This window comes from Serratia sp. Z4, from assembly GCF_009900725.1.
Taxonomy (GTDB): domain Bacteria; phylum Pseudomonadota; class Gammaproteobacteria; order Enterobacterales; family Enterobacteriaceae; genus Serratia; species Serratia nematodiphila.
The window spans coordinates 425865-441235 of sequence record NZ_JAAABD010000002.1 but is presented as its reverse complement, the minus strand read 5'-3'; the positions used below and the strand labels follow the sequence as shown (position 1 = coordinate 441235).

Sequence of the window (15371 nt, the reverse complement as noted above, 5' to 3'; positions counted from 1 at the left end):
CTGTTGCCGATTCGGCCGGATTTCTATGGCGTTAACCGCCGCGCAGCATCATCGATGCACTGCGCCGCGGGCTGAACTGCCAGTACAGCGCCAGCAACGTAGCGAAGCCCACTGCCCCAAGCAGCAACCAGGGTAGCTCCGGCATGTTCATCGTGCGTCCGGTATCGTACATCCAGCCGCCGCCGGTGTAACCTAACGCGCCACCCAGCGCCAGACCAAGGCGGCTAAAGCCCATATAGCTGCCACGCGCACGTGGATCGGCCAGCGAAGCGCTCAGCGTTTCGCGCGCCGGTTCGGCGATGATCGAACCCAGGTAGAAACAGCAGATCAGCGTGAACACGCCTTGCAGGCTGCTGGCAAGGCCGATCGGCAGCAGGCTGAGCGTCATCAGCAGCAGGCCCGCCATCAGGCGCTGCTCAAGCCGGAAGTGTTTTTCTCCCCAACGCGCCAGCGGATAGAGCAGCGACAACGACAGCGCCGCTTCAATCGCATACATCCATTTCACCGCCGCCGGTGAGCCGGCGATTTCATTGACCACGATCGGCAGCATCAGCATCACCTGTACCGCCAGCATATAGTAGCCGGTCAGCGTCAGGACATAGGTGAGGAAGCGGCGATCGCGCACGACCCGCAGCATGCCTTCTTTCATCGGCACGCGCACGGTTGAGATGCGGTAAGCCGGCAGTAGCCAGGCGTTCCAGCCGGCGGCCAGCACGAAGATCGCCGCCCCGACCCAGCAGACAAAGTGGAAGTCGTACTGCAGCAGCCAACTGCCGATCAGCGCGCCGACGACCGCGCCGGCGCTGTCCTGCATCATCAGCAGCGAGAAAAAACGGCCGCGTTCGTGCGGGCGGGTCAGCTTGATCACCAAAGCGGTGCGCGGCGGATCGAACAGCGTGCCGCCGAGGGCGGACAGTGCGCAAGAGAACCACAGGATCCAGGGGGCATCGGCCATCGCCATGGTGGCGAAACCGGCGGCGCGCAGCACCATGCCCGTGACGATCATCGGCTTGGCGCCGAAGCGATCGGCGATGGCGCCGCCAAAGATGCCGAGCCCTTGTTGCAGCAGTTGACGTAAACCCAGCGCGATGCCGACGATCAGCGCCGCCCATCCCAATTGATCGACGAAGCGGATCGAAATAAGCGGGAACACGACAAAGAAGCCTAAAACCACCAGCAGGTTGTCGAGCAACAGAAAATATTTACCCAAGCTGCGCGCTTGCGACACCAGAGACATGCATCACCATGAGCAATTAAGAGAGAGGGGGAAGGCAACTCCACCATTCTCTACCCAATTGCCGGACGGCGACAGGGGCGGAGTAGATAATATTTTTTTATCGTCAAGGTGTTACCTGTGCTGCAAAATGGGCGGAAAAACGCCGTAAAACGCGTATTCGGCGATTTACTGAGCGACCGAGGTTTTACCTCGGGGGCGGGCTACGGTTATATTGAATGCAGGGAAGTGCGGTTCTGAAGCGCTATTGGCAAAATAAAATCATGCCATCAGATCGGCATCGGATGATTATCCACGCGGCTTCCCAATAAATACTTCTTATCGAACCGTTTTGACTGCGGGGGAAATGATGTTCGGCTACCGCTCTGCATCGCCAAAAGTACGTCTTACTACCGACCGGATGGTGGTCCGTTTAGTGCATGAACGGGATGCCTATCGTCTGGCGGATTATTATGCCGAGAACCGAGCTTTTCTCAAACCCTGGGAGCCGGTGCGCGACGAAAGCCATTGTTATCCTTCCGGCTGGCAGGCGCGTCTGGGGATGATCGCTGAAATGCAAAAGCAGGGCAGCGCCTACTATTTTATCCTGCTCGATCCAGAAGAGCAGGAAGTCCGCGGCGTGGCGAACTTCAGCAACGTGCTGCGCGGTTCGTTTCACGCCTGTTTCCTCGGTTATTCGCTGGGGGAGAAATGGCAGGGGCAGGGGCTGATGTTCGAAGCCTTGCAGTCCGCCATCCGCTATATGCTGCGCCAACAGCGCATGCACCGCATCATGGCCAACTATATGCCGCACAACCAGCGCAGCGGCGCATTGCTGACGCGTCTGGGATTCGAACGCGAAGGTTACGCCAAGGATTACCTGCTGATCGACGGCCAGTGGCAAGACCACGTTTTGACGGCATACACCAATAAAGAGTGGCTACCCCCACGTTGAGGCCAAACGATGAAATATGAATTGAACGCCAAAGAGGCTCGGGTTATCGGCTGCCTGTTGGAAAAACAGGTCACGACCCCGGATCAATACCCGCTTTCGCTGAATGCCATTACGCTGGCATGTAACCAAAAAACCAACCGTGAACCGGTGATGGATCTGAGCGAAAGCGAAGTGCAGCAGCTGCTCGATCTGTTGCTGCGCAAACATTTCTTGCGCACCCTCAGCGGATTCGGCAACCGGGTAGTGAAGTACGAACAGCGGTTTTGCAACTCCGAGTTCGGCCAACTGAAACTTTCGCCCGCCGAACTGGCGGTGATCGCCACCTTACTGCTGCGCGGCGCGCAAACGCCCGGCGAGCTGCGCACCCGTACCAATCGGATGCACGAGTTCAGCGATGTCAGCGAGGTTGAACAGGTGCTGCAACAGCTGGCCACTCGGGAAGATGGTCCGTTCGTGGTGCGCCTGGCGCGTGAGCCGGGCAAGCGCGAAAGCCGATTCATGCATCTGTTCAGCGGCCAGATTGATGAAGCGCCGGCGGCGGCGTTCGAATCCGAGTTCGACGGCGAACTGAGCGCCAGGGTTAGCGCATTAGAAAGCGAAGTGGCGGAACTGAAACGGCAGTTGCAACATCTGTTGGTGAAGGATGCGAATGACTAAATTGCGTGTAGGCGTGGTGGGATTGGGCAGTATCGCGCAGAAGGCTTATCTGCCAATCCTCGGCCAGGCGACGGACTGGACGCTGGTGGGCGGTTTTTCGCCCAATCAGCAAAAAGCGGAGCCGCTGTGCGACAGCTACCGCATGGCCTGTTTCTCCCGGCTGGACAGCCTGGCCGAACAGTGCGACGCGGTCTTTGTTCACAGCAGCACCGCCAGCCATTTTTCAGTAATAGGCGAGCTGCTGAACCGCGGCGTGCACGTTTACGTCGATAAACCGCTGGCGGAGACGCTGGAGCAGGGCGAGCAGTTGCTTGAGCTGGCCGAGCGGCGAGGCAAAACGTTGATGGTGGGGTTCAACCGGCGTTTCGCGCCGCTTTACCGGCAGCTCAAGCAGCAAATGAACCAGCCGGCCTCCATTCGCATGGATAAACATCGGGCGGACAGCGTCGGCCCGCACGATCTGCGTTTTACCCTGTTGGATGATTACCTGCACGTGGTGGACACGGCGCTGTGGCTGGCGGGCGGCGGCGAGCAACTGCTGAGCGGCAGCGTGCGCACCAACGCCGCAGGCGAAATGCTGTACGCCGAGCATCACTTCGCCTGCGGCGATACGCAGGTGACGACCAGCATGCATCGCCGCGGCGGCAGCCAGCGCGAAAGCGTGCAGGCGGTGACAGACGGCGCGCTGTATCAGTTGACCGATATGCGCCACTGGCTGCGTGAAGATGCGCAGGGCGAGTTGGAACAACCGGTGCCGGGCTGGCAAAGCACGCTGGTGCAACGCGGCTTCGACGGTGCGGTGCGGCATTTCCTTGATGCCGTCGCCAATCAGAGCGCGCCGGAAACCGGCGGCGAACAGGCGCTGCTTGCCCAGCGGGTGGTCGAGCGTTTGCTGCGGGATAACTCTATGTAACATCTGGCGGTAGCTATTCTTTTCCGGATGCGTAAACTGAGCCGATTGTTTCACTGACGCCTGCTGTTGCAGGCGTTGATATTTACGGTACCTATCAGACAACCACATGAACCTACTCAAATCCTTGGCTGCCGTCAGCTCGATGACGATGTTTTCGCGGGTGCTGGGCTTTGCCCGCGATGCGATCGTCGCGCGGGTGTTCGGGGCCGGCATGGCAACGGACGCCTTCTTCGTGGCGTTCAAACTCCCGAATCTGTTACGCCGTATCTTTGCCGAAGGGGCATTTTCGCAGGCCTTCGTACCGATCCTGGCCGAATACAAAAGCCAGCAGGGCGACGAGGCGACACGCACTTTTATCGCCTATGTCTCCGGGCTGCTGACGCTGGTGCTGGCGGTGGTGACGGTGCTGGGGATGTTGGCCGCGCCCTGGGTTATCTATCTCACCGCGCCGGGCTTTACCGATACGCCCGACAAGTTTGCCCTGACGTCGGCGCTGCTGCGCATCACATTCCCCTATATTCTGTTGATCTCGCTGGCGTCGCTGGTGGGAGCGATCCTCAATACCTGGAACCGCTTCTCGATCCCGGCCTTTGCGCCAACGCTGCTTAACGTCAGCATGATTGGCTTCGCGCTGTTCGCCGCGCCGTATTTCCACCCGCCGGTGCTGGCGCTGGCGTGGGCGGTGGTAGTGGGCGGCGTACTGCAATTGGGCTACCAGCTGCCGCACCTGCGCAAGATCGGCATGCTGGTGCTGCCGCGCATCAAATTGGGCGATGCCGGAGTCTGGCGGGTAATGCGTCAGATGGGGCCGGCGATCCTTGGGGTGTCGGTCAGCCAAATCTCGCTGATCATCAATACTATCTTCGCATCGTTCCTGGTATCCGGCTCGGTGTCCTGGATGTACTACGCCGACCGCCTGATGGAATTTCCTTCCGGCGTGTTGGGCGTGGCATTGGGTACCATCCTGCTGCCGTCGCTGGCCAAAAGCTTCTCGAGCGGCAACCACGATGAGTATTCGCGCCTGATGGATTGGGGGCTGCGCCTGTGTTTCCTGCTGGCGCTGCCGAGCGCCATCGCGCTGGGCATTTTGGCCAAACCGTTGACCGTCTCGCTGTTCCAGTACGGCAAGTTCAGCGCCTTTGACGCGGCGATGACGCAACGCGCGCTGGTGGCTTACTCGGTAGGGCTGATGGGGCTGATTGTGGTTAAAGTGCTGGCGCCGGGCTTCTATTCGCGGCAGGACATCAAAACGCCGGTCAAGATCGCTATCATCACGCTGATCATGACGCAGGTGATGAACCTGGCGTTTATTGGTCCGCTGAAGCATGCCGGCCTGGCGCTGTCGATCGGCTTGGCGGCTTGCCTGAACGCCTCGCTGCTGTATTGGCAGCTGCGCAAGCAGAAGATCTTCCAGCCACAGCCGGGTTGGGCGCTGTTCCTCACTAAGCTGGTGATCGCCGTGCTGGCGATGTCGGCGGTGCTGATTGGCGTGATGTGGCTGATGCCGGCCTGGGATCAGGGCAATATGCTGGAACGTTTGCTGCGTTTGGCGGCGGTGGTGGTGGCCGGTGTGGTGGCCTACTTTGGCGTGCTGGCCGGGTTGGGCTTCCGCCCGCGTGATTTTGCGCGCCGCGTCGCCTGAGCCGAATGCAAGAACAAAAAAAGGTCGCCTTGGCGACCTTTTTACTTTCCGCGCGGTGCGGTTTACATACGTTCGACGGTTTCGATGCCCAGCGTATCCAGGCCGGTTTTCAGCGTTTTAGCGGTCAGCAGCGCCAGCTTCAGGCGGCTCTGACGGGTTTCTTCGCTGTCGGCGTTCAGGATCTGGCAGTGCTCGTAGAAGCCGGAGAACAAGCCGGCCAGATCATACAGGTAGCTGCACATGACGTGAGGCGTGCCTTCACGTGCGACGGTGGTGAGCACCTCTTCGAACTGCAGCAGGCGGGTAGCCAGCGCAATCTCACGCTCTTCGGTCAGCGTCAGCGGCAGTGTCAGGCTGCTTTCGTCGATCCCGGCGCGCTTGAATACCGATGCCACACGGGTATAGGCGTATTGCATATAAGGCGCGGTATTGCCCTCGAAGGCCAGCATGTTGTCCCAGTCGAAGACATAGTCGGTGGTGCGGCTTTTCGACAGATCGGCGTATTTCACCGCGCCGATGCCGACCACGCGGGCCACGGTCTTCATTTCGTCTTGCGGCATATCCGGGTTTTTGCCGGCGATCAGCTGTTCGGCGCGTTCGATGGCTTCATCCAGCAGATCGGAGAGCTTCACCGTGCCGCCCGAGCGGGTTTTGAACGGCTTGCCGTCTTTGCCCAGCATCATGCCGAACATGTGGTGTTCCAGCGAGACGGACTCCGGCACGTAACCGGCTTTGCGCACGATGGTCCAGGCCTGCATCAGGTGCTGATGCTGGCGGGAGTCGATGTAATACAGAACGCGGTTGGCGCCCAGAGTTTCGTAGCGATACTTGGCGCAGGCGATATCGGTGGTGGTGTAGAGGTAGCCGCCATCCTTTTTCTGGATGATGACGCCCATCGGGTCGCCGTCCTTGTTCTGGTATTCGTCGAGGAACACCACGGTGGCGCCTTCGCTTTCCACCGCCAGCCCTTTGGCTTTCAGATCGGCGACGATGCCCGGCAGCATCGCGTTATACAGGCTTTCGCCCATCACGTCGTCTTCGGTCAGCGTGACGTTCAGTCGGTTATAGGTCAGCTGGTTTTGCGCCATGGTGATGTCGACCAGCTTGCGCCACATTTTCAGGCAGTACTGATCGCCGCCCTGCAGCTTCACGACGTAAGCGCGCGCGCGCTCGGCGAACTCGGCGTCTTCGTCGTAGTGTTTCTTGGCTTCGCGATAGAACTGTTCCAAATCGGACAGGCCCATGTCGCTGGCGTTTTCGTTCTGCATTTTTTCCAGGTAGGCAATCAACATGCCGAACTGAGTGCCCCAGTCACCGACGTGGTTGGCGCGAATCACTTTATGGCCCAAAAACTCCTGGGTACGCGCCGCGGCGTCGCCGATGATGGTGGAGCGCAGGTGGCCGACGTGCATCTCTTTCGCCACGTTCGGTGCGGAGTAGTCGATAACGATGGTTTGGGGCTCAACCGGCGCAATGCCCAGCTTCGGTGCGTTCAGCACCTGATCGGCCTGGCGGGCGACCCAATCGCTGTTCAGGAAAATGTTGATAAAGCCGGGACCGGCGATTTCCACTTTACCGGCGACGTCGCCGAGATCCAGCAGTTGCACCACTTTTTCCGCCAGCTGACGGGGCGGCATGCCCAGCTTTTTGGCGACTGACATCACGCCGTTGGCCTGGTAATCACCAAACTGCGCCTTGGCGGAAGGGCGGACCTGCGCTTCGCAATCGGCTGGCGCGCCAGCGGCGATCAGCGCCTGGCTGACTTTATCTGAAAGAAGAACCTGAATATTCACCGGGTTACCTTAATGACGAACGAGGGGCTGAAGCCAGCCCCTGCGGGATTCAACGGTGGCGGGCGCGATGGGCGACCGCCACAAAACAGCCTGTAATTGTAACCGATCTGACGGAGCCCGTCAGCAGTTGGCGCGGCCGCTGCGATGAAACAGTTGTCGAGGGCGGCGCGTTGATTGCCGGAAGGTGAAAGCAGAATGATCTGAACAGAATGTACGAAGGGGAGAGTTGCGAAGCTAGCGCTTTTTATTGCGGCGACCGGCATCCAGCGTGTTGGCGCTGCGTGATTTGAAATGACGGTAGATGGCGTATACGGCGATAATTATCAACACCAAGGATATCGTCAGCAATAACATAATGATCATCTCGAATTTAAATTTCCTCCAAAGTAGCTGAGTTGTCTTGGTGAATCAATTGCCTGGGGGAAAATTAAGATAATCCTTAGCTTCCCATCAATTAATGGGGTTTATTGCCTTCTTTTACAATAGGTTATGCTTATGGTTTTATGTGGTTTCGATAAGTGGATCAGGTTTGATTAAACCAGACTATTCAATCGAGTTGACCAATGGGCTGCAGAGAGTTTTGTGCAAAATAACTTAAATCATAGCGTCATGAAGAAAAGGTATAATGGCTTGCGAAAAATCTTATTTTTTATTTTTCTGTTGTTTTAATAAGCAGTCATCTTAATAAGGGACTGGTTTTTCATTCTCCCCGTCCGCAACCAAAAATCATTCTGAACTGACGCCGAAAAACGTCGTAACGGTGGCGAGCACTGCCGCCACCGTGTAAATTACCGCGTTTAACTTTGCGCTCCGTTGTTTTGAGGTTTCTATGACCACTCCCTTGCAGGCCATTGCCGAGCTTGACGATCTGAAGCTCGATTTGCCGCGTTTCGAGCAGGCGCTGCATCAATTTGCCGCCAAATTGCGGCTTGATCTGGCCGCGTTCACCGCCGATCACATCTCTTTGCGCTGTCACCAGAATGCCACCGCCGAACGTTGGCGCCAGGGGCTGATGCAGTGCGGGACACTGCTATCCGAATCGATGATCAACGGGCGGCCTATCTGTCTGTTCGATTTGTCTCAGCCGCTGGCCGTAGGGCCGTGGCGGATAGACTGCATCGAGCTGCCGTATCCTGGGGAGAAACGCTATCCGCACGAAGGCTGGGAACACGTCGAATTAGTGCTCAGTGGCGATCCTCAGACGCTGTACGCTCGGGCGTTGAGCCACCTTGCCGATGAGGCATTGTTGGCGCCGGGGATCAAGCTGAAGCAAAGCTCGCCAAAAGGCGAGGGCGAGCGGCTACCGAACCCGACGCTGGCCATCACCGACGGAACGGTTACGATCAAGTTTCATCCGTATTCCATTCGAGACATCGTCGCCAGCGAACAAGGTTAGCCAGGCAGCGCCGCACAGGCGCGCGCCATGCGATCGAGCGCTTCATCGAGCAGAGCCCATCGGCAACCAAAGTTAAGCCGTACAAAGCGCCGATCGCCGAAGTCCAGGCCGGCGCTTAACCCAACGCCCGCACGTTCGAAGAACTGATGCGGGTTATCTACCGGCAGTGCGCTGCAGTCTATCCAGGCCAGATAGGTGGCCTCGACGGGCAGCAACGTCAATCCCGGCATGGCGTTGATACGTTTTGTCAGCCGATCGCGATTGGCGCGCAGATAAATCAACTGCTCATCCAGCCAGGGTTGTCCGTATTGATAAGCCGCCTGCGCCGCCACCAGCGCCAACAGATTGACCTCCGGCACGATGCCGCTGCGCGCGCGTTTCAGCTTTTGTCGCAATGCTTCGTTGGGAACGATCGCCATTGAGGCGCCGAGCCCGGCGAGATTAAACGTCTTTGACGGTGACATCAGCGTCACGCTGCGTTGGGCCGCGTCTTCATTCAGGGTGGCGAAGGGGATATGCCGCGCGCCGGGCTCAAGCAGCAGTTCGCAGTGGATTTCATCCGAACAGACGATTAAATCGTGTTCGCGAGCGAACTGATGGTGCTGCAACAACTCCTCTCGGCGATACACGGTGCCACCGGGGTTCTGCGGGTTGCACAGCAACAGGAGTTTTTCGTTGCCGTTGAGCTGATCATGCATCGAGGAAAAATCCAGTCCCCAACGCTGGTTGACCGCTGTTAGCGATACCGGAAGGTGTTTACGCCCGGCGAATTTGGCCGCTTTGCGAAACGGCGGATAAATGAGCGAGGGGGCCAGCGTGCTCTGATGTTGTTCGGTGCAGGCCCGCACGCACAGGTTCAGGCCACACACCAGGCCAGGCAGGAAAATGATCCATTCAGGCTTGATGTGCCAATCATAGCGCTCTACCATGCGGCGGGTAAAAACCTCAATAAGATCAGGGGATGGGTGGGTGTAGCCGAATACGCCGTGTGCTACGCGGCGCTGCAAGGCTTCGATCACCGCCGGCGGTGAGGTGAAATCGCTGTCGGCGACCCAAAGCGGGATGATGTCGCTGCCGCGATATTTATCCCACTTAACGCTGTCACTGTGACTGCGGTCTACCCATTGATCAAAATTGAATGCCATAGTGATAACCCTGAGCCGGTTTATGCCTATGCATGAGCCTACGTGAGAAATGAAGAAATGAACAATTGCCGCCGTATGTTGGCCGTTATCTGGGGGTGACAATGATAAAACTGGAAGTTTGTTGCTTTAGCGTCGACTGTGCGCTGACGGCCGAACGGGCGGGCGCCGATCGCATCGAGTTGTGCGCCAGCCAGAGCGAAGGGGGATTGACGCCGAGCTATGGCACGCTGCGTCTGGCGCGTGAGCGGGTTGCGATCCCGGTGCATCCGATCGTTCGCCCGCGCGGTGGCGATTTCTGCTACGGCGCGGTGGATTTCGAAGTGATCAAACAAGATATCCGCCAAATTCGCGAGATGGGGTTCCCCGGCGTGGTGGTTGGCATGCTGGACGACGAAGGGCACATCGATCTGCCGCGCATGCGCGAAGTGATGAGGCTGTGCGAGGGCATGGCGGTGACCTTCCATCGCGCGTTCGACATGTGCCAGAACCCGATGGTGGCGCTGGAGCAACTGACCGAACTGGGTGTGGCGCGCATTCTGACCTCCGGCCAGCAGCAGAGCGCCGAACTTGGCCTGCCGTTGCTGCGCGATTTGCGCCAGGCCAGCCAGGGTCCGGTGATCATGGCGGGTGCCGGCGTGCGCCTCAGCAATCTGCACAAGTTTGTCGATATCGGCCTGCATGAACTGCACAGCTCTTCCGGCCATCTGGTGCCGTCGACCATGCGTTATCGCAAGGCGGGCGTCACCATGTGCTCCGATAACGAGTTTGACGAATTTAGCCATTATTGCGTGGATGGCGAAATGGTGGAGGCGATGAAAAACGCGCTGGCCTTGGTTGATCCTCTGGCGCAAAGCGCATAAGCACGCAGTTAGCCGCGTTTGACAACCGGTTTCCGGGCCGTAAGACCCCTTTGCGTGTCACTGAAGCCCTCGGCGATCACGCAAGTACCAGGCCCCGGCGTTTTGCCGGGGCTTTTTTTATGCCGCGAGAGACTATTGCAACGTGTCAGGCGAGAAGTCGAAGATTTCACCCGGGCTAATGCCGCAGGCTAAAATGCGCACCGTATTATTGCCACTGCCGGGATTGACCAAGATATCGTGGATAGTGCGATTGTTGTTCATGACAAAACGCGCGTAGTAAAGGTTGCCGATGCGTATCCAGGGAATAGCCTGATTGCTCTCGACAGTGTCGGTATAGTTATCGTTGAACGAGCGGGCCCAAATGCCAGTCGAAGCTTGCGCGGTAGATTGATCGCCGATAGAGGATGCGATGGCCCAGAATGTCCTCGGTCCCATGCTCCGATGAATACGTTGACCCAAACCTTTGTAGGCCGGGTTGTCGCCAGTGGCTGTCAGAAGATTGCTGTCTACCGTCAGTTTCCCGTCGATAAACCAGCCTGTAGGCTGATTGTCAGCACCGATGGCGATCAGATTGCTGTTCGTCAAATAATTTAGCGGGGCCTCATGCAGCTGATAACTGCGCTGTGCAATGCCCAGTGTGCCTCTGAGAATGTTGTAACCAGCTTCATTGTTCAGACTGCCGTTTGTCCACATTGGCATAACGGTGTTGCTGAATGAGAGTTGATACCCAGCGTTAGCTTCGAAGCGAATAGCCTGGGGCGACAGTGTGCCCTTGGGCCCATTGGCGGTAGCGAAGTTAACATTACTGATTTGAACTGGGGTGATATTAGATTGGCTGGTGGATTTTCTTAATACCAGGAATCCCCCAACGGCATCACCATAATCATTGATGTAGGAACCGTTGGCGATTTGAATATTGGCGGAGGAATCTGAGTCGATATCGATGCCGGTACCATTTCTGTCTGCCATGAAATTGCTTAGGCTGAGACCGCCTAAATAGGAAGTTCCTTGTGTTGTGGTTTTGATAAAGATCTTTTTGCCATAAGAGAATACATTCACCATAAACGTATTGTCGTGGCGATCGAAATTGAAAGCACAAGAACCGGCTACGGCGATAGAGGCAGTAACCGCGTTTTCTGTCGGACGCACGACATTGGCATTGACGTGAACATTGGTAAATCTGTTGATGTCCCTGCTTTCATAAACCCTGTAGTCACAGCGGACTGCCCAACCGTAGATATTCTCAAAGTTGTTGGCTTCTCCTCGAGCTTCAACAAAGTCATAGGCGCCTACATAACGGCAGTTGGCGACTGACAGAGCGCCACCTGCGGTAATGGTGGCACCGTATTGAACGAATGTCTCCGGCTGGGTGGCAGTATATTTTTGATCCGGGTAGAGGAACGACCAACCATCAAAGACAACATTCTTATCGCAGGCGAAACAAACCGTACCCGCGGGTTTTTTGATAATGAAAGCACTGTCGTCCGCAAGGCCTGCCCGATTAGGGCCATTGCTTGTGAGGCTTGCAGGGCCTTGAGCAATACCGCGACGGGAGCCTCTCACAGTGACGCCGCTAGCGACGTTGATAGGTTGAGCACTGGTCAGCAGATATTGAGCATTTTCCGAAGCATAGACCACTTTGTTTTTTAAACTCGCGGCATAGTTTAATGTCGCGCTGATTGCTGCATCCGAGGCGGAGGTACCACTGGGATCGGCGCCGAAGTGATCGAAACTAAGTTTCTGCTCCAGTCGTTTCCAGCGGGCTCCTCCCGATGTAACCACCACGGTGCCGTTATTATCCGCACTGGTTGTATCCGTTTTCGCATAATAGAATTCTCCGCCGCCGGCGAAACGTCCGGCGGCGTGAGAAACTAAAAAGACAATCTGGTCATCTGTAACTGGCGTCAGATTACGCAATTCACTGATATTATTTACACTAATCATATTGCTCATGGAATTTCTCCTGTTGGTTGGCAACATGATTGTCAATCAGATGGGACGATTGAAACAGTCGATAAGGTTTGTAGGACGCTGATACAGCGTAAAGTCAGGCCCCGGCGTTTTGCCGGGGCTTTTTTTATGTTTTGTAAAGACCATTCGCCCGTTTCAACGTGGTATCTCGGTCGACCAACCCCCCATCTCTTCTTGCGATCGTCATGTCCTGCTGATAAGTTTGTGAGTTAAAATCCTTTAAATATCATAATATTAAATGATTTTTTGATATGTATTGATGCAGTAAATGATTGGCGCCATGCCTCTCAATGCTGCGTCTGCATTTTCATGTCCGAACACAGCTTGGCTGATGGCCGGAACATCACAGCATCAATGAGGAGAGCCGTCAGCTCGACTGCAGAGCGCGTTGGCGGCGGATTTAACAAGGAGATAATGATAATGACCCGAACGGCACACTGTTGGACCGCGGCGCTTTTACTGACGTTGGCCCTGACCGGCTGCCAGACCGCCAAGCGGCCCGTTTCTACATTGAGTAAGCCGCCCAGTGCAGAAGAAGTTGCGGAGCAAGATAAGCGGCAGCGTGAGGCCGAGCGCATGCAACAGTGCCAGCGCGAACTGGATGCCATGCGCGGCATGGATAACGAGAAATATCAGAAATTCAAACGCGAGTTCGATACCTTGATGAGCGGCGCCGCGCAGTATGCCGGGGTACGCCAGCGGGTCAACACGGGCACGCAGGAAACCGTCGACGCGCTGTATCGTTATCGCACCAGCCGCCTCTGCGCAGACATCAGTTCTGCCATGATGACCGGCCTGGCTGAGCGCGGAGAACGCGCCCAATGACCCCTCGTGCAAGAAAGGCATTACTGAGCCTGATGATACCGCTGGCGTTTGCGCCGGCGGTGGCCGCGGCGGATGACGATGTGCCGGCGTTATTGCAGTTTGCCGAGCGTTATCAGCGGCAGGACGCACCGGCGGCTGATACCGTGGTTACCCCATCTCAGGAAACCCAAAAGCCGGCGTCCCGGCCGGTTCAGATTCGTGAAACGGCTGCGCAGAGAAAGCAACTGACGCAGTTGCAAAAGGCGCTGCGTGAGAAAGAGACTCGATTGGAACAACAGCAAGCCGCTATTCAATCACTGCAGCAGGAGCTGACCGCGCTGCGCGTTGCGTCATCCCTGACGGCTGCCGATAAACCGGCACCTGCTCCCGATCTGAGCGCCTTGAGCGACTTCGCCAGCGGCGTGCGACAGGCGCTGAATCTGACGCCGCAGGAGCGCAAGGCTCAGGCGCAGATCGCCGAAGCGCAAGCCGCGTTAGCGCGGCAAAAGCAACAAACCGCGGAGCGAGATCGGCGCATTGCCTTGCTGGAACAACGGCTGGCGGCCTTGCCTAAACCGGCGGAAAACGTTCGGCAGCAGGTTTGGGAGGAGAAGCTGGCGGCGGCGCAAACCGCCAACGATAAAGCGCGTCAGCGTTATGAACAGGACAAAAAAGCGGCCGCCGCTGAGCTGGAACGACAGAAGGCCGAAGCCGCCAAGTTGACAGGGGAACTGCAGCGGCAGCTGGCACAACTGCAGAAAGAACAGGGTGTCCAACGTCAGCTGGAGGGGCAACAAGAGAAAAGCCTGAAGACAGCGCTGGCGCAGCAACAGGCCGAAGCCGACAAGTTGACGGGGGAACTGCAGCGGCAGCTGGCACAGCTGCAGAAAGAACAGGGTGTTCAACGTCATCAGGCCGAACAACAGGAGAAAAACCTGAAGATGGCGCTGGAGCAGCAAAAGACCGAGACCGCCAAAGCGACGGGGGAACTTCAGCAGCAACTGGCAGCGCTGCAAAAAGAGCGTGATGGCCAACGCCAGCAGGCCGAGCAGCAAGAGAACAGCCTGAAGGCGGCGCTGGCAAAGCAGGCGATAGAAGCCGCCAAAGCGACGGAGGAACTGCAGCGGCAGTTGGCGCAACTGCAGGAAAAAAACAAAACGCAAACCGTGCAGGCCAAAACGCTGGAACAACGTCTGGCGGCGGTGACGGCGGAAAGCGCGCAGGCAGCGCAGAAGAGGGATGAAGCGACGCAACGGGCGGATAAAACGGCGGCGGAGCTGGCTGCCGCCCATCAGGCTCAGCAAGCTTTGCAAGACGAATTGAGCGGGCTGAGATCGCGGGCCAAATGGTTGCCGGAGGTGAAAACGCTGAAGAAAAAGCCGGAACAACAGAGTTATGCTGCCGGCGTCGCCCTGGGGCGCGACATTCAAACGATGCTGGCGGAGCGTAAAAATTGGGGTATCACACCCGATAAAACTGTGCTGCTGGCGGGTGTAATTGATACCTTCAACGGCCATTACCAGTTGAGCGATGCGCAGCTGGCCAGCGCATTGGCGGAGTCGGAAAAAGCGGTGAACGACGCCAGAAGCCAGGCGGCGAAGGCGCAAACCAGCAAAGGCGAAGCGTTTGTTGCCGAGTTCAAAAAGAAGAAGGGCACACAGAAATCGCCTTCCGGCTTCTGGTATCGCATCGATTATATGGGGGATGAAACCATTGCGGAAAACGCGCGGGTAGACATCGTGGTGAAAGAGAGCTTGACCGACGGCAGCGTGATCCAGGATATGGATCGCAGTGGAAAGGTGATGTCACAGCCGCTCTCCGCCTATCCGCCGCTGTTCCGTGAGGCGATCGGCCATCTGAAAAATCACGGCTCGCTGACGATGGTGGTGCCGCCGGCGTTGGCGTACGGTGAAACGGGCTATGCGCCGCAGATCCCGCCGAACGCGACGATGGTGTATGAGCTGCGGATTGTCGATGCCGGCAACGGGTAAGTTGAGGCCGGCGCAGGCCGGCCCAATTAGC

At 57.3% G+C, this 15371-nt stretch carries 12 protein-coding genes; 8 read left to right on the top strand and 4 right to left on the bottom strand.

The window, feature by feature from the left end:
• Nucleotides 1-31: 31 nt before the first annotated feature.
• Nucleotides 32-1237: a multidrug efflux MFS transporter MdtH gene (gene mdtH, locus GT753_RS09940; protein WP_015378145.1), complete on the bottom strand. Its 1206-nt coding sequence runs from the start codon at nucleotides 1235-1237 to the stop codon at nucleotides 32-34.
• A gap of 346 nt (nucleotides 1238-1583) precedes the next feature.
• On the opposite strand from mdtH, the gene rimJ reads away from it, so the two are divergent.
• From rimJ to murJ, 4 genes are all read left to right on the top strand, one after another.
• Entirely contained in the window at nucleotides 1584-2168 is a 585-nt protein-coding gene (rimJ, locus tag GT753_RS09935; protein ID WP_004929636.1) for a ribosomal protein S5-alanine N-acetyltransferase, read from the top strand.
• A gap of 9 nt (nucleotides 2169-2177) precedes the next feature.
• Entirely contained in the window at nucleotides 2178-2825 is a 648-nt protein-coding gene (locus tag GT753_RS09930) for a YceH family protein (RefSeq protein ID WP_015378144.1), read from the top strand.
• Nucleotides 2818-3738 (top strand): Gfo/Idh/MocA family protein, encoded by a 921-nt coding sequence (locus GT753_RS09925; RefSeq protein WP_015378143.1) that lies wholly within the window; start codon nucleotides 2818-2820, stop codon nucleotides 3736-3738. The genes GT753_RS09930 and GT753_RS09925 overlap by 8 nt, the downstream gene beginning before the upstream one ends.
• Before the next feature lie 106 nt (nucleotides 3739-3844).
• A complete protein-coding gene (gene murJ, locus GT753_RS09920) occupies nucleotides 3845-5380 on the top strand; it encodes a murein biosynthesis integral membrane protein MurJ (protein ID WP_015378142.1) in 1536 nt (511 codons plus the stop codon).
• 62 nt (nucleotides 5381-5442) lie between these two features.
• Here murJ and argS read toward each other — a convergent pair whose 3' ends face one another.
• The gene (gene argS, locus GT753_RS09915) at nucleotides 5443-7173 is read right to left on the bottom strand and encodes an arginine--tRNA ligase (protein ID WP_015378141.1); all 1731 of its coding nucleotides are present in this window, start codon (nucleotides 7171-7173) and stop codon (nucleotides 5443-5445) included.
• Nucleotides 7174-8002: 829 nt separating this feature from the next.
• Between argS and GT753_RS09910 the strand changes: the two genes are divergently transcribed.
• Nucleotides 8003-8569, top strand: coding sequence for a VOC family protein (locus GT753_RS09910; RefSeq protein WP_004929646.1), 567 nt, complete (start codon nucleotides 8003-8005; stop codon nucleotides 8567-8569).
• Here GT753_RS09910 and GT753_RS09905 read toward each other — a convergent pair.
• On the bottom strand, nucleotides 8566-9714 hold the full coding sequence (locus GT753_RS09905) for a MalY/PatB family protein (protein ID WP_015378139.1): 1149 nt from the start codon (nucleotides 9712-9714) through the stop codon (nucleotides 8566-8568). The two genes, GT753_RS09910 and GT753_RS09905, sit on opposite strands and share 4 nt — an antisense overlap.
• Before the next feature lie 101 nt (nucleotides 9715-9815).
• Here GT753_RS09905 and cutC point away from each other — a divergent pair, with 101 nt between their 5' ends.
• Complete coding sequence (gene cutC / locus GT753_RS09900) at nucleotides 9816-10574, top strand: copper homeostasis protein CutC (RefSeq protein ID WP_015378138.1); 759 nt, start codon at nucleotides 9816-9818, stop codon at nucleotides 10572-10574.
• A gap of 132 nt (nucleotides 10575-10706) precedes the next feature.
• Here the strand turns inward: cutC and GT753_RS09895 are convergent, their stop codons facing one another.
• Entirely contained in the window at nucleotides 10707-12527 is a 1821-nt protein-coding gene (locus GT753_RS09895; RefSeq protein ID WP_015378137.1) for a hypothetical protein, read from the bottom strand.
• 438 nt (nucleotides 12528-12965) lie between these two features.
• Between GT753_RS09895 and GT753_RS09890 the strand changes: the two genes are divergently transcribed.
• On the top strand, nucleotides 12966-13370 hold the full coding sequence (locus tag GT753_RS09890) for a hypothetical protein (protein WP_015378136.1): 405 nt from the start codon (nucleotides 12966-12968) through the stop codon (nucleotides 13368-13370).
• On the top strand, nucleotides 13367-15340 hold the full coding sequence (locus tag GT753_RS09885; RefSeq protein ID WP_230857991.1) for an FKBP-type peptidyl-prolyl cis-trans isomerase N-terminal domain-containing protein: 1974 nt from the start codon (nucleotides 13367-13369) through the stop codon (nucleotides 15338-15340). The genes GT753_RS09890 and GT753_RS09885 overlap by 4 nt, the downstream gene beginning before the upstream one ends.
• Nucleotides 15341-15371: the final 31 nt, after the last annotated feature.

Coding starts and splice junctions, on each gene's coding strand:
- mdtH (WP_015378145.1), bottom strand. CDS start 1,237: ATGTCTCTGGTGTCGCAAGCGCGCAGCTTGGGTAAATATTTTCTGTTG.
- rimJ (WP_004929636.1), top strand. CDS start 1,584: ATGTTCGGCTACCGCTCTGCATCGCCAAAAGTACGTCTTACTACCGAC.
- GT753_RS09930 (WP_015378144.1), top strand. CDS start 2,178: ATGAAATATGAATTGAACGCCAAAGAGGCTCGGGTTATCGGCTGCCTG.
- GT753_RS09925 (WP_015378143.1), top strand. CDS start 2,818: ATGACTAAATTGCGTGTAGGCGTGGTGGGATTGGGCAGTATCGCGCAG.
- murJ (WP_015378142.1), top strand. CDS start 3,845: ATGAACCTACTCAAATCCTTGGCTGCCGTCAGCTCGATGACGATGTTT.
- GT753_RS09910 (WP_004929646.1), top strand. CDS start 8,003: ATGACCACTCCCTTGCAGGCCATTGCCGAGCTTGACGATCTGAAGCTC.
- GT753_RS09905 (WP_015378139.1), bottom strand. CDS start 9,714: ATGGCATTCAATTTTGATCAATGGGTAGACCGCAGTCACAGTGACAGC.
- cutC (WP_015378138.1), top strand. CDS start 9,816: ATGATAAAACTGGAAGTTTGTTGCTTTAGCGTCGACTGTGCGCTGACG.
- GT753_RS09895 (WP_015378137.1), bottom strand. CDS start 12,527: ATGAGCAATATGATTAGTGTAAATAATATCAGTGAATTGCGTAATCTG.
- GT753_RS09890 (WP_015378136.1), top strand. CDS start 12,966: ATGACCCGAACGGCACACTGTTGGACCGCGGCGCTTTTACTGACGTTG.
- GT753_RS09885 (WP_230857991.1), top strand. CDS start 13,367: ATGACCCCTCGTGCAAGAAAGGCATTACTGAGCCTGATGATACCGCTG.